Source organism: Leptolyngbya sp. PCC 6406, assembly GCF_000332095.2.
Taxonomy (GTDB): domain Bacteria; phylum Cyanobacteriota; class Cyanobacteriia; order Phormidesmidales; family Phormidesmidaceae; genus PCC-6406.
The window spans coordinates 3,619,558-3,633,479 of record NZ_KI913949.1 but is presented as its reverse complement, the minus strand read 5'-3'; the positions used below and the strand labels follow the sequence as shown (position 1 = coordinate 3,633,479).

The 13,922-nt window shown below is 56.5% G+C and carries 13 protein-coding genes; 12 read left to right on the top strand and 1 reads right to left on the bottom strand.

Translation table 11 applies throughout. From position 1 onward, the window contains the following. Positions 1 to 161 precede the first annotated feature (161 nt). The 9 genes from LEP6406_RS0216035 (at position 162) to LEP6406_RS0215995 (ending at position 7,652) form a co-directional block, all read left to right on the top strand. Positions 162 to 1,826 carry a bicarbonate transporter BicA gene (locus LEP6406_RS0216035; RefSeq protein WP_008317624.1) on the top strand — a complete coding sequence of 555 codons (1,665 nt, stop codon included), beginning with the start codon at positions 162 to 164 and terminating at the stop codon, positions 1,824 to 1,826. Positions 1,827 to 1,829: 3 nt separating this feature from the next. Then, complete coding sequence (locus LEP6406_RS0216030; RefSeq protein ID WP_008317621.1) at positions 1,830 to 3,248, top strand: cation:proton antiporter; 1,419 nt, start codon at positions 1,830 to 1,832, stop codon at positions 3,246 to 3,248. 214 nt (positions 3,249 to 3,462) lie between these two features. Continuing rightward, positions 3,463 to 3,816 carry a cation:proton antiporter subunit C gene (locus LEP6406_RS0216025; protein WP_008317618.1) on the top strand — a complete coding sequence of 118 codons (354 nt, stop codon included), beginning with the start codon at positions 3,463 to 3,465 and terminating at the stop codon, positions 3,814 to 3,816. Between the two features lie 15 nt (positions 3,817 to 3,831). Beyond that, positions 3,832 to 5,283: a cation:proton antiporter gene (locus LEP6406_RS0216020; protein WP_008317616.1), complete on the top strand. Its 1,452-nt coding sequence runs from the start codon at positions 3,832 to 3,834 to the stop codon at positions 5,281 to 5,283. After that, complete coding sequence (locus tag LEP6406_RS0216015) at positions 5,280 to 5,681, top strand: Na+/H+ antiporter subunit E (protein WP_008317614.1); 402 nt, start codon at positions 5,280 to 5,282, stop codon at positions 5,679 to 5,681. The genes LEP6406_RS0216020 and LEP6406_RS0216015 overlap by 4 nt, the downstream gene beginning before the upstream one ends. 2 nt (positions 5,682 to 5,683) lie before the next feature. Further along, the gene (locus LEP6406_RS0216010; protein WP_008317611.1) at positions 5,684 to 5,962 is read left to right on the top strand and encodes a hypothetical protein; all 279 of its coding nucleotides are present in this window, start codon (positions 5,684 to 5,686) and stop codon (positions 5,960 to 5,962) included. A gap of 39 nt (positions 5,963 to 6,001) precedes the next feature. Next, positions 6,002 to 6,361 carry a monovalent cation/H(+) antiporter subunit G gene (locus LEP6406_RS28440; protein WP_008317609.1) on the top strand — a complete coding sequence of 120 codons (360 nt, stop codon included), beginning with the start codon at positions 6,002 to 6,004 and terminating at the stop codon, positions 6,359 to 6,361. Beyond that, positions 6,349 to 6,981, top strand: a complete 633-nt coding sequence (locus LEP6406_RS0216000) for a DUF4040 domain-containing protein (protein WP_008317607.1) — start codon at positions 6,349 to 6,351, stop codon at positions 6,979 to 6,981. The genes LEP6406_RS28440 and LEP6406_RS0216000 overlap by 13 nt, the downstream gene beginning before the upstream one ends. Before the next feature lie 8 nt (positions 6,982 to 6,989). Further along, positions 6,990 to 7,652: a Na(+)/H(+) antiporter subunit B gene (locus LEP6406_RS0215995; protein WP_027269187.1), complete on the top strand. Its 663-nt coding sequence runs from the start codon at positions 6,990 to 6,992 to the stop codon at positions 7,650 to 7,652. On the opposite strand, the gene LEP6406_RS0215990 is transcribed toward LEP6406_RS0215995, so the two are convergent. Further along, on the bottom strand, positions 7,627 to 10,623 hold the full coding sequence (locus LEP6406_RS0215990) for a cation-translocating P-type ATPase (RefSeq protein WP_008317603.1): 2,997 nt from the start codon (positions 10,621 to 10,623) through the stop codon (positions 7,627 to 7,629). The two genes, LEP6406_RS0215995 and LEP6406_RS0215990, sit on opposite strands and share 26 nt — an antisense overlap. A 155-nt stretch (positions 10,624 to 10,778) precedes the next feature. Between LEP6406_RS0215990 and LEP6406_RS0215985 the strand changes: the two genes are divergently transcribed. Genes LEP6406_RS0215985 through LEP6406_RS0215975 form a run of 3 tightly spaced genes read left to right on the top strand, consistent with a single transcriptional unit; the run spans position 10,779 to position 13,695 of the window. Next, entirely contained in the window at positions 10,779 to 13,208 is a 2,430-nt protein-coding gene (locus LEP6406_RS0215985) for a type I restriction-modification system subunit M (protein WP_008317601.1), read from the top strand. Beyond that, complete coding sequence (locus LEP6406_RS0215980; RefSeq protein ID WP_008317599.1) at positions 13,199 to 13,486, top strand: DUF4258 domain-containing protein; 288 nt, start codon at positions 13,199 to 13,201, stop codon at positions 13,484 to 13,486. The genes LEP6406_RS0215985 and LEP6406_RS0215980 overlap by 10 nt, the downstream gene beginning before the upstream one ends. Further along, positions 13,483 to 13,695: a DUF2283 domain-containing protein gene (locus tag LEP6406_RS0215975; RefSeq protein WP_008317597.1), complete on the top strand. Its 213-nt coding sequence runs from the start codon at positions 13,483 to 13,485 to the stop codon at positions 13,693 to 13,695. Before LEP6406_RS0215980 ends, LEP6406_RS0215975 begins: the two co-directional genes overlap by 4 nt. The last annotated feature ends 227 nt before the right edge of the window (positions 13,696 to 13,922 follow it).

The following is a 13,922-nucleotide window of genomic DNA, read 5'->3' as shown; positions in this document are numbered from 1 at the left end:
CCGACATCGATAGTCTTAAGTCTATCAATGTGATCGGGCCGAATATCAAGTCCGTTTATGCAGCCACACTTTATGACCCTCATCCCTGTGACTGTGCTTAGGGCAAACCCTCGCCCTCTTCTAGTGTTCAGTCCATTAATGATTGACGGGAAGCCGAGTCAATGCAGATAACCAACCGTATTAACTTTCGCAATGTCCGGGGCGATCTGTTTGGCGGGGCCACAGCCGCCGTAGTAGCCCTCCCCATGGCCCTGGCCTTTGGGGTCGCCAGTGGCGCTGGTGCCCCTGCGGGTCTCTGGGGGGCCGTGATGGTGGGGTTCTTCGCTGCCCTATTTGGGGGCACCCCCACCCTGATTTCCGAGCCTACCGGTCCCATGACCGTTGTCATGACCGCCGTCATTGCCAACCTGACGGCAGTCGATCCCGAAAATGGTTTGCAAATGGCCTTCACGGTCGTGATGCTGGCCGGGGTTTTCCAGATTCTCTTTGGAGCCTTGCGCCTAGGCAAATACATCACGATGATGCCCTATACGGTGATTTCCGGTTTTATGTCCGGCATCGGCATCATTCTGGTGATTCTGCAATTAGCCCCCTTCCTGGGCCAAGCCAGCCCCTCCGGTGGGGTCGTGGGTACCCTGCGGGCCATTCCCGATCTGCTGGGGGGAATCCAACCAGTTGAGACCCTCCTGGCAGCCTTGGCGGTAGGCATCATCTGGTTTATGCCCCGCAAGTTCAAGCGCATCGTACCGCCCCAATTGGTGGCGCTGATTGTGGGTACCCTGCTCTCCCTGGCTCTCTTTCCGGAGATAGATATCCGCCGCATTGGGGCCATCCCCATGGGGGTACCGGAGTTGCAAATGCCCATCTTTAATGGTGAGCAGTGGCGCTTGATGCTGGTGAATGGCATCGTGCTGGGGATGTTGGGCTGTATTGATGCCCTGTTGACCTCCGTGATTGCCGACAGCCTCACCCGCACGGAACACAATTCCAATAAGGAGCTCATTGGTCAGGGCATTGGTAACCTCATGTCCGGTCTCTTTGGCGGTATTGCCGGGGCTGGGGCCACCATGGGCACCGTGGTCAATATTCAAAGTGGGGGTCGCACCGCCCTGTCTGGGTTAACGCGGGCCTTGATTCTGTTGGTGTTTGTCCTAGGAGCGGCCAGTGTCGCTTCGGTGATTCCCCTGGCGGTGTTGGCGGGAATTGCATTCAAAGTGGGGGTAGACATCATCGACTGGAGCTTCCTGAAGCGTGCCCATCAGGTGTCGATCAAAGGGGCGCTGATCATGTACGGGGTGATTGCCCTGACGGTATTGGTGGATTTGATTGCGGCTGTGGGCATTGGGGTGTTCATTGCCAATATTCTCACCATCGATCGCATGAGTGCCCTGCAATCCCAATCTGTTAAGGCCATTAGCGATGCCGACGATGCCATTCGTTTAGACCCTGATGAAAAGCACTGGTTGGATCAAGGCCAGGGACGAGTGCTGTTGTTTCAACTCAGTGGCCCAATGATTTTTGGTGTGGCCAAGGCCATCTCCCGCGAACACAACGCTATTGGGGACTGCCAAGCCATTGTCTTTGATCTAGGGGAAGTACCCCACTTGGGGGTCACCGCTTCCTTGGCCTTGGAAAATGCCATTAAGGAGGCGGTAGAAAAGCAGCGCTTGGTCTATTTGGTGGGGGCAACGGGGCAAACCCAGCGTCGCCTGGAAAAACTGAAGGTATTCGATTTTGTGCCGCCCCACCAATGCTATGCAGTGCGGGCTGAAGCGCTCAAGGATGCCGTAGCGGCAGTGACCCCATCCCCTCTATTAGGAGCGTAGACAATGATATTGAGCGGAGTACTGGGGGACTGGGCCAGTGGGATTGGGTTCCCCGACCTGTTGGCAACGGTTCCAGAGACAGAGCAGCAGAGCCCGTTGGTTTTGACTGGGGTGCTGATGACCCTGGTGGTGATCTATGTAACGAGTAAGCTCGGTGGGGAGCTTTCGAAGCGGGTAAACCTACCACCCGTGCTGGGGGAATTGGTGGGTGGAGTAATTGTGGGGGTATCAGCCTTGCATTTACTCATGTTTCCAGCAACGGGGGCGACAGCGGCAGATTCTCTGGTGATGGTGGCCTTAGGCCGGTTAGCCCAAGTGGATGGTGAAACCCTGACCCAGGTGTTTGCGGGCCAGAGTGAGGTGATCTCGGTTTTAGCAGAGCTAGGGGTAATCGTGCTCCTGTTTGAGATTGGCCTGGAGTCTGACCTGCGGGAACTGCGGCGGGTGGGCTCCCAGGCGGCGGCGGTGGCAGTGGTGGGGGTCGTCGTGCCCTTTGCCCTGGGGACAGTGGGTCTGGTTGCTCTATTCCATGCCCCTGTGATTCCGGCTATCTTTGCGGGGGCGGCGTTGACGGCCACCAGCATTGGTATTACCTCCAAGGTGCTTTCGGAACTGGGTCACCTGAAGTCCATAGAGGGACAAATTATTGTCGGGGCGGCAGTCATTGATGATGTGCTGGGGATTATTGTGCTGGCGGTAGTGGCTAGTTTGGCTAAGACCGGGCAGGTGGATCTGCTTAGCGTGGTTTATCTGATTATCAGTGCTACCACCTTTTTGTTGGGTTCCATTTTACTGGGGAAATTTTTTAACCAGAGTTTCATGGCGATCGCTGACAAGTTGCAAACTCGGGGTGCCCTTCTAATTCCCGCTTTTGCTTTTGCTCTGGTCATGGCTATCCTGGCTAGCGTGATTCACCTAGAGGCGATTTTGGGAGCCTTTGCCGCAGGGCTGGTGTTGGATGAAACCGATAAGCGGAAAGAGTTAGACCAGCAGGTGATGCCCATTGCCGATTTTCTAGTGCCCATCTTCTTTGTCTCGGTAGGAGCCAAAGCGAATCTAGGGGTGTTGAATCCCACTGTGGCGGAAAATCGGGCTGGTTTGATTATCGCCAGCTTTTTAATCCTGGTGGCTATTTTGGGCAAGGTGGTAACTGGGTGGGCGGTCTTTGGTAAGCCAGGGGTCAATCGGCTCGCCATTGGCGTTGGCATGGTACCCCGAGGAGAAGTGGGATTAGTTTTTGCCGGGATTGGTTCTGCCAGTGGGGTGCTGGATAAGCCCTTGGAAGCCGCCATTATTGTCATGGTGATCCTGACCACTTTCCTCGCCCCGCCCCTATTACAGGGGGTTTTGAAAGATCAACCTACAGAGGCTGCCGAGGAAGAAACCGCTGGAGTAGTTGAGGTTCTACAGGTGAGGGATTAAGCTCAGCCGTCATTGTTTATTTGTATCCAACTACTTACCACGACAACTCACTTTACTGGCATCCACTGACCCACATGATGTCTGACCAATTGTGCGTAGTTCTGGAAAGGGTGAAAATCCTTTTTTCCCTACCCATGAAATAGATTTGTGTGTGCATTTTGCGTCCACCCTACCGACTTGATGATTCAGCCTACCTACATGATGGAGAATAGTGATGATTAGTTTATCGCCCTTAGAAGCCTGTGTTTTAGCTGCGGTATTAGTGGGATTTTTCGGTATCATTCAAAAGAAAAATTTGATGATGAAAATTATTTCCATGGATGTGATGAGTACAGGGGTGGTGGCTTACTATGTTTTAGTCGCAACACAACCGGGACGATTTACCCCTATTCTCACTGATCCTGCTGATGTCAATTTTGCTGATCCAGTCCCCCAAGCGGTGATTTTGACAGCGATCGTTATTGGCTTTTCTATCCAAGCCTTAATGCTCGTTGGGGTGATGAAAATTGCTCGGGATATTCCTACCTTGGAGGTGTCGGAAATTGAACAAACCCTAGAGCACCATTAATCTTCTTGCTTGGCTATGATACCCCTAGTTCCTTGGACAATTATTCTCTGGATTGCCCTGCCATTTTGGATGGGATTTACGATCTACTTTTTGCCACCTTTAGCCCGCTTGGCTACCTTGAGTATCGCCCTATTGTCGAGTCTTTACGGTATCCAAGCGATCGCTCAAGCGGAACCTATTTCTCTGGTTTTGGTAGATAATTTTGGCGTCACTTTAGGGATTGATACGACTAGTGGCTTTTTCATTTTGACCAACGCCCTAGTCACTCTGGCCGTGGTGCTGTACTGCTGGCAAAAGCAGAAATCAGCTTTTTTTTACACCCAGATGATCATTCTCCATGGCAGTGTCAATTCTGTCTTTATCAGTGCGGACTTCATTAGTTTGTATGTGGCTTTAGAGGTGATTAGTATTGCCACCTTTTTGCTGATCACCTATCCCCGTAGTAATGGGGTGATTTGGGTGGGGTTGCGGTACCTCTTGGTGAGCAATACGGCCATGCTGTTTTATCTGATTGGGGCAGTGTTGGTATACAAGGCAAATCAATCCTTTGGGGTGGCGGGGTTGGGCAATGCGCCGCCGGAGGCGATCGCCCTGATTACCCTAGGGTTCCTAACCAAAGGGGGGGTGTTTGTCTCCGGACTGTGGTTACCCCTGACCCACAGCGAAGCCGATGCTCCGGTTTCTGCCCTCCTCTCCGGCAGTGTGATCACTATTGGCAGTTTTCCGTTAGTGCGCTGTGCCCAGGTTTTTCCAGGACTGGTCCCTTTCCTGATGGCATTTGGGGTGGCCACGGCGCTGTTGGGGGTGGGGTATGCCCTGTTTGAGCGGGACACCAAGCGGCTCTTGGCCTTCAGTACGGTTTCCCAAGTGGGGTTTATCCTGGCCACTCCGGGGGCAGCAGGGCTCTATGCCCTGGCCCATGGGCTGGCCAAGGCGGCTTTGTTTCTCCTGGCGGGGAGTTTACCCAGCCGGGACTTGGGGCAGCTAGCCCAGCAGCCTCTACCTTGGGCGCGGTGGGGTGCGATCGCACTGCCAGCGTTGTCCATTGCCGGTTGCCCCCTACTGGTGGGCTACAGCGCCAAGGCCCTGACCTTGCAGGGATTACCCCTCTGGGCAGAGCTGGGGCTGAGTCTGGCGGCGGTGGGTACTGCGATCGCACTAGGGAAATTAATATTCCTACCCTGGAAACTGACCGCCCCCGTCTCTGACCCTTTAAGGCCCACTGTATGGGCGGCCTTGGGGGTACTTCTGGGGAGTTTGCTGCTGTTGGGGATAGCCTATCCCGACAGCTACGACCCCATCCCCTTGGGGAAAGCGGGGCTGACCCTAGCCGTAGGGTGGGGCCTGTATGGCCTGGGGGTGGGGCGATGGCATGGGTCTTTGCCCCGTGCCTGGGAGCGGGTAGAGCATTTAATTGGGGTCATGAGTTTAGTCCTCACCGGGTTGTTTTGGATAGTGGTGGCATGATTGGCATTCTGGATTTAGTGCTGCGGTTAGTGATTTGGTTTCTGCTGACGGCGGATTTGAGTCTGGCCAATATTGCCATTGGGGTGGCGATCGCCCTGCTCATCCCCCGCTGCCGTATTGTTCCGGGGACTGCTAAGGACTGGCTCTACACCCTCCGAGATGCCCTAGTGGCTATCCCAAAAGCGTTTGTGGAGGCCATTGAAATCATCCTGTATCCCCACCGCCATGAGGAGCGTTTTTGTGAGAAAGCCAAGCCTTTGCGCACTCCTGGTCTCATTTTTTTGGATGTATTTCTGATTACTTTTACCCCCAAGACTATTGTGATCAAATACCACGAGAATGGCTGGTATGAAGTTCACCATATCCGGCGGCGACGGACTATATTCTCAAGGGAGTAATGATGGGTAATTTAGATCACTCCATGATGTTGAACGGCATTATCTGGGCCTTGATTGTCGCCCTAATGATTCCCATCTACGAGGCTTGGCAAGATGAAGACATCTGGCAGAAGATGTTGGCCTTTGCCAGTATCGCCACGAAAACATCAATTATGATTCTCGTGATTTCAGTTTTGGAAAATGACTGGATGATTGGGGTAGTGGGAGTCCTGATTTTGAGCATTGGCAATGCTGCCCTGATGCTTTTAGCCCATGTCTTGAAGCGCTTGAATCAACTTTAGAAATTTCTTTCTTTTTTACTGACTTGCTTACCTACGTCTATGCTGTCTAATTCGCCAACTTGGTTGAATGGTTTTAGCTATGCCCTGATGCTCCTAGGGGTAGTGTTTTGGTTCTGGGGCACGCTGCCCCTATTGGGCCATCGCTCTGTGTTGTACAAACTCCATAGTTTATCGGTGTCGGACACCCTAGGCTCGATGGCCATTGTATTGGGGCTGTTGCTCAAAATTCCCCAGGAATGGCCGCTGCTGGTACTGGCCCTGATTTCTTTAGGGATTTGGAATACGGTGCTGGGCTATGTGCTCGCCTACTGCTCTAGCGAAAACACAACCCATGACCCTGATCAACCGGCTCAGCGGTTGGGACAGGCTACCCCGGAGGATCACCCATGGCAATGGTAACGGCCATGATGGCAGCTTCCCCCTTGGGACTGGTGATCTCGGAGGCGAATATGGACGGTTACGGGATAGTCATTGCCCTGCTGTTGCCTTTGACAGCGGGGATGGTTGTGACTCAAGTCAATCCTTACCACGCTTTGGTGATTCGGGGCATTCTGGGAGCGGTGGCGGCCCTGGTGTATGCCCTGATGGGGGCGGCGGATGTGGCTCTGACGGAAGCCTTAGTGGGCACGATGCTGTCCATTACCCTCTATGCGATCGCAGTGCGGTCTTCCCTAAGTCTGCGGTTGGGTATTTTAGCCCCAGTAGCCGAGGTGCCCTCCCCCCAGTGGTCCCAGCTCTTAAACCGAATTAGGGATGTGATTCGGCCCTTCCACATGCGGTTAGAACTGGTGCCCTACCCCACCTCAGAAGCGCTGGCAGCGGCCCTTCAGGCCAAAGATATCCATGTGCTCTGCCGGGAAGTCGCCCTAGAAGCCAACAGCACCTATGTCTTGAAAGTCCGGGGTCGCCGCGTTTATCACCTCCTGGGGGCACTGCCGTCGGAATTGGCCCAACTTGATTGGATTGATCCGGCGGGGGCTACAGCAATAACACCCTCAATGGAGGTAACATCCCCATGAATCCGTCAATGAAATGGATTTATGTCGCAGCCGGAATTGCTTTCTATTTAAAGATGGTGATTTTGCCCGGTATCGTCTGGGAAGCCGCCGAGTTGTCCGTGGTAGAGCGGGTACTACAGGACACGGGGGTCCCCAATGCGGTTTCGGGGATTATCTTTCGCAATCGCCTCTACGACACTATTTTTGAGGTGGTGGTATTTACCCTGGCGATCATGGGGGTGCGGTTTCTGTTGGCGGATGAGCAACCCTCAACGGTGATCTACCAGTTCACGGATCACCCCTCGATTGTGCTGGCCCGGTTAGGGGCTACGATTGCAGCCCTGATCAGTATTGAGCTGGCGATTCGGGGGCATCTGAGTCCCGGCGGCGGCTTTGCGGCGGGGGTGGCCGGGGGGACAGCCATTGGTCTGGTGGCCATTACGTCCTCTTCAACCTTGATGGAGGCTCGGTATCAACGGTGGCGAGCGGCGGCGATTGAAAAGGTATCGGTATTGATCTTTCTGGCCGTGGCCGGGTTGAGCTTGTTGGGGGTGGCGTTGCCCTTGGGGACTCTCGGCACCTTAGTCAGTGGCGGTTGGATTCCCGTGCTCAATCTATTGGTGGCAGTGAAGGTAGCCCTAGGCTCCTGGGCCGCAATTTTGATTTTCATTCGCTACCGGGGCTTGTTGTAAAAGCGTCAGGTTGCGATCGCCTAGTCGAACCGTTTCTGGGCGTGCGAAACACCGCTTTTCGCAGCTCTTCAGCCCCCAGCACGAGCGGGGGGCAAGTGAGCAACAGCAACCCCTGCCAGCGAGTGAGGGGGGCGGTGGTAAACACATCCCTCAACAACGGGACGTAGATCAAAACCAGGAGCGTGATGCCTTCGACCCCGATGCCAATCCACAGCAGGCGGTTATTAAACCATTGGAGGCGAAAGGCCGAAACCCATTCAGATCGGCAGGCAAACAGGTTACCAATTTGGCAGGCGGCGATCGCCGCCAGGGCCATCGTCGTGGCCTGCCCATAGATCGCCGTTACCGCAGGGTCAGCAGTACGGGCCAAAATCATGGGTGTCACCGCTTGCAAGTCAGCTAGACCATAGCCATGGCTCCACCAAACCACGGCAAACCCCAGCATTGACAGCACGGCTTCTATGACCCCGAGGAACCCGTAGGCCCTCAACAGCAGGGATCGGTCCAGCAGAAAAGCATTTTTAGGGCGGGGGGGGCGGCTCATCAGGCCGGTTTCTGGTGGTTCTGCCCCTAGGGCCAGGGCGGGCACCATGTCGGTGCCCAAGTCCACCGCCAGAATTTGCAAAATGGTCAGCGCTGGCGGAATTTTGAACACCGCCATGGCCAAAAAGGGCGTGATCTCTGGGGTGTTAGAGGCCAGAATATAGGTCATGAACTTGCGGATATTTTGATAGATGGCGCGCCCCTGCTCAATGGCACTGACAATAGTGGCAAAGTTGTCGTCAGTGAGCACAATATCGGCGGCTTCTCGGGCCACATCGGTGCCGTTTTGGCCCATGGCAATGCCCACGTGGGCGGCACGCAGGGCCGGGGCATCGTTGACGCCATCCCCCGTCACGGCGACGATTTCGCCCATGGCTTTGTAGGTCTGCACTAGGCGCAACTTGTGCTCAGGTGACATGCGGGCAAACACCAGCGATGAGCGATAGGTCAACACCTGGCGCAGTTGGGCATCAGACAGGTGTCCCATGCCGTCGCCCGTCACCACCCGCACCCGATCGTGGGAGTTACTGGTGCCGTTGCCCACCAGTCCAATTTTGCGGGCGATCGCCTCGGCGGTGAGCCCATAGTCCCCGGTTACCATGGTGACTTTGATGCCAGCGCTATGGCACTGGGCGATCGCCTCAGCGATGCCATCTCGGGGCGGGTCAAACATGGCCACCAGCCCGATGAAAATCAGCTCTTGCTCTAGATCTTGGGTAGGCAGGGTCAAAAATGCCTGATCGCCCCGTCGGGCCGCCAGCCCCAGCACCCGAAAGCCTTGGCTGGCCAGCCCATCATTGGCGGCAATCACAGTATCTCCCTCGGTCTTGGTCAAAGCCTGCACCCTACCGTCGTGCAAAATCCACTGGCAGTGGCGCAGCACCTCCAGGGGGGCACCCTTGGTGATCGCCACCTGGGGCAGGGCATCGGTCCACAGGTCGGCAGATCGCCAGTCGAGCACCACGGTCATCATGCGGCGACGAGAGTCGAAGGGCACTTCTCGCAGGCGGGGAAACTGGTGTTGCAGCGCGGCCAAGTCGAGTTCGCCCTTGGCGGCGGCCACCAGCAAGGCCGCTTCGGTGGGGTCGCCAATCTCTTGCCAGCGGCTAGGGGAAGGGTGCACCAGTCGGGCATTGGAGCATAGGCAGGCACCAATAAGCAGCAGACGCACCTGCCATGCGGCGGTGAGATTGGCAGGCAGGCGCACGGTGCCAGCGGTGGGGTCGTAGCCCACCCCCGTCACCTCGATCAGGGGGGACGAAATCTCCGGGGTGCCGACCGGAGGATGGCCTTCGGCCCTGGCGGACTCGGGTTGCCAGGGCACCCAGAGGTAGCGCACCGTCATTTCGTTTTTGGTCAGGGTGCCGGTTTTGTCGGTGCAGATCACCGAGGTAGCGCTCAGGGTTTCGACCGCAGACAGCCGCCGTACCAGGGCGTTTTGCTTGGCCATGCGCTGCACCCCCAGGGCCAGGGCCAGGGTGACTGTGGGCAGCAGCCCCTCGGGCACGTTGGCGACAATAATGCCGATCGCAAAAATGAAACTCTCCGTCACCTCCATGCCGATCAGCAGGTAGCTGAGCAAAAACACGAGAATGCCCATGGTGATGGCGATCGCGGTGATGATCCGCACGATCCGCGCCACCTGAATTTCGAGGGTGCTGGGCTCTCGTTTGACCACGGCGGTGAGGTGGGCCACCTGGCCAAATTCGGTCTGGGCTCCGGTGGCATAGACCACGGCCACCGCCCGACCCGCCGCCACGGTACCCCCCGCCAGTACCAGGTTGGCAATTTCGGCTGGGTTAACCGCCTCTTGCAGGGGGTGCTCGCCAGGGCGAGGCAAGGGTTTGCCCGCCCGCATCGCCACCGCCTGCCGCAGCCGCACGGGATGCGCATTGCGGGCCACGGGCAGCGATTCGCCGGTGAGCACCGAGACATCGGCGGAAAAGTTTTCCGCCGATACGAGGCGGGCATCGGCAGAAATGCGATCGCCCTCCTCCAGCTCTATTACGTCGCCCCGCACCAGCTCCCGCGCTGGCAGTTGCTGGAGGGTGCGATCGCGGTAGCCCTTGACCTGCATGGGCAGTACTTGCTTCAGCGCCGCCAGTGCCCGCTCAGCCTGAAACTCTTGCCAAAAGCTAAAGATGGCGTTGATTAAAATCACCGCCCAGACGGCCCAGCCTAGGGCCGGAGTGCGGGCCACAAAGGCCAAGCTGCCCGCCACCCACAGCAGCAGCGCCATAAAGTGAGTGAGCTGATCGGTAAACTTTAGCCACAGGGGGCGGCGGATCGGCGTAGGCAGCTCATTGGCCCCAAATTGCGCTAGGCGCTGAGCCGCCTCTAGGCTAGAGAGACCTTGGGGCGTAGTGGTCAGCGATTCATAGACCGCCTCAACAGGTAACGTCCAAATCGGCTGGTGCTGTGCTGCCATCGTCTCTTATACCCTTTCCCTAGGGGATACTAGGGGCTGTGGACAATCCAAGCCAGATTCTGGGTTATGGGGCGGTTACAGCTTCGTTCACCTGCAACCCATTCTCCACCGCTTTTCCTCACTCGACTTCGCCCTATCCCATCGTAAGACTCTGAATGGCCGTTAAAAAAACTGCTCTCTATAGCTCCCTGTGGGCCAGTTGCGACGAACTGCGCGGCGGCATGGATGCCAGCCAGTACAAAGACTATGTGCTGACCCTGCTGTTCATGAAGTACGTCTCCGACAAATATGGCGGCGACCCCTACGCCGACATTGTGGTGCCCGAGGGCGGCTCGTTTCAGGACATGGTGGCGCTGAAGGGCAATAAAGAGATCGGCGATCGCATTAACAAAATCATCAGCGCCCTGGCGGAAGAGAACGACCTCAAGGGCGTGATCGACGTGGCCGACTTCAACAACGAAGACAAGCTGGGTCGGGGCAAAGAGATGGTGGATCGCCTCTCGAACCTGGTGGGCATTTTTGCGGGGCTAGATCTGAGCGCCAACCGGGCCGAGGGCGATGATTTGCTGGGCGATGCCTACGAGTACCTGATGCGCCACTTTGCCACCGAGTCGGGCAAGAGCAAGGGCCAGTTCTACACCCCCGCCGAGGTGTCGCGGATTTTGGCCCAGGTGGTGGGCATCACCGCCGAGACCCGCCAGGATGAAACCGTCTATGACCCCACCTGCGGCTCAGGGTCGCTGCTGCTGAAGGTGGCGGACGTGGCCCCGCGTGGCCTCACCATCTACGGCCAAGAGATGGATAACTCCACCTGGGCCTTGGCGCGGATGAATATGTTTATGCACAACTACCCCAGCCACGAGATCTGGCGGGGCAACACCCTCTCAGACCCCTACTGGAAAAACGACGACGGCAGCCTCAAGACCTTTGACTTTGCGGTGGCAAATCCGCCCTTTTCCTACAAGTCGTGGAGCAATGGGGTGAATGTGGCCGAAGACCCCTACGGGCGGTTTGAATACGGCGCACCACCGGACAAAAACGGCGACTATGCCTTTTTGCTGCACATCCTCAAGTCGCTGAACAGTACGGGCAAGGCGGCGGTGATTTTGCCCCATGGGGTGCTGTTTCGCGGTAATGCCGAGGCCACGATTCGGCGGGCGCTGGTGCGCCAGGGCTACATCAAGGGCATCATCGGTCTGCCCGCCAACCTGTTCTACGGCACCGGCATTCCGGCCTGCATTTTGGTGCTGGATAAGGCGGGGGCGGCAGCGCGATCGGCCCTGTTTATGGTCGATGCCAGCCGGGGCTTGATGAAAGACGGCAACAAGAACCGCCTGCGCAGCCAGGATATTCACAAAATTGTGGATGTGTTTAACCACCAGAGTGAGCTAGGGCGCTACAGCCGCCTGGTGCCCCTGGCGGAGATCGAGAAAAATGACTACAACCTCAACATCCCCCGCTACATCGACGCCAGCGAGCCAGAAGACCTCCACGACTTGGCGGCCCACCTCAGGGGCGGCATTCCCAATGGGGATCTGGATGCCCTGGGGGCCTACTGGCGGGTGTTTCCGAAGCTGAGGGCGGATCTGTTTGCGCCGGAGCGAGAGGGGTATTCGCAATTAATAATTGATAATTGTCAATTGATAATTAAGAGTCATCCAGAATTTACGGCCTTTGCGGAGCGGAGTTTGGCGCTCTACACGGCCTGGTATGAGGCCCACCGGGAGGCGCTGATGGGGATTGCGATTGGCGACAAGCCTAAGGCGCTGATCACGACGCTCTCGGAGGATTTGCTGCACCGCTTTACTGAGGCCGATCTGTTAGACCGCTACGACATCTACCAAATTTTGATGGACTACTGGGCGGAGACTCTGCAAGACGATGTCTATGTGCTGGTGCAGGATGGCTGGGCGGCGGGCAAGACCCTGCGGGAGCTGGTGGTAGTCAAGGGCGAAAAGCTGAAGGAAACGCCGGATCTGATCATCGGTAAGCAGAAGTACAGGGCCGACCTGATACCGCCGGGGCTGGTGGTGGCGCGGTACTTTGCCGACAAGCAGGCCCACATTGATGAACTCCAGGCTGACCTGGATGGCATGAGCCAGGAGCTGGAATCGCTGATGGAGGAGCACGGCGGCGAGGAGGGGGTATTAGCTGAGGCCCAGACCGACGCGGGCAAGGTGACCAAGGCCACCGCCACCGCCCGGCTAAGAGAGGTTAAGCGCGACCCCAACGCTGCCGAAGAACGGGAGGTGCTGACAGAGGTGCTAAAGCTGTTTGACCAGGAGGCGGCGATGAAGAAGGCGGTGAAGGCCGCTACCGAAGCGCTGGATAAAGCGGTGTTTGGTCAGTACTCGAAGCTGAGCGAGGCGGAGATTAAAGCCCTGGTGGTGGAGGACAAGTGGCAGGCCACGCTGAAGGGGGCCGTGGCGGCGGAGATTGAGCGGGTGACGCAGCAGTTGGCGAACCGGGTGAAGGATTTGGAGGAGCGCTACGCGGAGCCGCTGCCGGAACTGGTGCAGACGGTGGAGGGGCTATCGAGCCGGGTGGAGGAGCACCTGAAGAAGATGGGGTTGGTATGGGATTGACTTCCTATGTCTTCTCGAACCATGCCCTACAGGAGATGGATCGGCGTGATATCCATCGTGTGATTGTAGAAAGCATCTTGAACGGCCCAGAGCAAGTGGTAGCGGGTCAAGAGAATCGCACTATTTACCAGTCTCGCTCTATCCAGATGCCAGTTGAGGAGGGGGAAGTGGAAAGGGTCTATTTAATTCGGGTCGTGGTGGATGAGCAGATCGATCCGCCTGTGGTGATTACGGTATATCGCACGAGCAAGGTGCAGAAATATTGGAGAACAGAATGAAAATCGTGTACGACCCAGCGGTGGATGTGCTGCGCATCCTGTTTCAGGAGGTGCCTATTGCGGAAAGCGATGAGGATGAGTCGGGAATCATCTTCGACTATGACGCAGCGGGTAATGTGGTGGGGCTGGAGGTGCTATCGGCATCAAAGCGGGTGGATAATCCGCAGGCGATAAGTTATGTGATTGAGACGGCAAAGACGGCAAGCTAACGAGCCGGGTGGCGAAGCACCTGAAAAAGATGGGGTCGGAGTGGAATTAATAATTGATAATTGTCAATTATTAATTATTAAGGTGGCTAGGATCTGAATAGAACAATAAGGGGGCGGTGGGGTTGATGTGTGCGACACGTCGCACATTTTTGAGATAAGGGTGGGGTAGTGCTGTGGCCTCACGTTTCGATTGGTCAGAAGGCATCTGACCAATCGACGAAGCTATT

What these genes read in the sequence shown, in the direction of transcription:
- LEP6406_RS0216035 (WP_008317624.1), top strand. Translation starts at nt 162, where the DNA reads ATGCAGATAACCAACCGTATTAACTTTCGCAATGTCCGGGGCGATCTG.
- LEP6406_RS0216020 (WP_008317616.1), top strand. Translation starts at nt 3,832, where the DNA reads ATGATACCCCTAGTTCCTTGGACAATTATTCTCTGGATTGCCCTGCCA.
- LEP6406_RS0216030 (WP_008317621.1), top strand. Translation starts at nt 1,830, where the DNA reads ATGATATTGAGCGGAGTACTGGGGGACTGGGCCAGTGGGATTGGGTTC.
- LEP6406_RS0215975 (WP_008317597.1), top strand. Translation starts at nt 13,483, where the DNA reads ATGAAAATCGTGTACGACCCAGCGGTGGATGTGCTGCGCATCCTGTTT.
- LEP6406_RS0215990 (WP_008317603.1), bottom strand. Translation starts at nt 10,623, where the DNA reads ATGGCAGCACAGCACCAGCCGATTTGGACGTTACCTGTTGAGGCGGTC.
- LEP6406_RS28440 (WP_008317609.1), top strand. Translation starts at nt 6,002, where the DNA reads ATGCTGTCTAATTCGCCAACTTGGTTGAATGGTTTTAGCTATGCCCTG.
- LEP6406_RS0216010 (WP_008317611.1), top strand. Translation starts at nt 5,684, where the DNA reads ATGGGTAATTTAGATCACTCCATGATGTTGAACGGCATTATCTGGGCC.
- LEP6406_RS0216000 (WP_008317607.1), top strand. Translation starts at nt 6,349, where the DNA reads ATGGCAATGGTAACGGCCATGATGGCAGCTTCCCCCTTGGGACTGGTG.
- LEP6406_RS0216025 (WP_008317618.1), top strand. Translation starts at nt 3,463, where the DNA reads ATGATTAGTTTATCGCCCTTAGAAGCCTGTGTTTTAGCTGCGGTATTA.
- LEP6406_RS0215985 (WP_008317601.1), top strand. Translation starts at nt 10,779, where the DNA reads ATGGCCGTTAAAAAAACTGCTCTCTATAGCTCCCTGTGGGCCAGTTGC.
- LEP6406_RS0215980 (WP_008317599.1), top strand. Translation starts at nt 13,199, where the DNA reads ATGGGATTGACTTCCTATGTCTTCTCGAACCATGCCCTACAGGAGATG.
- LEP6406_RS0216015 (WP_008317614.1), top strand. Translation starts at nt 5,280, where the DNA reads ATGATTGGCATTCTGGATTTAGTGCTGCGGTTAGTGATTTGGTTTCTG.
- LEP6406_RS0215995 (WP_027269187.1), top strand. Translation starts at nt 6,990, where the DNA reads ATGAAATGGATTTATGTCGCAGCCGGAATTGCTTTCTATTTAAAGATG.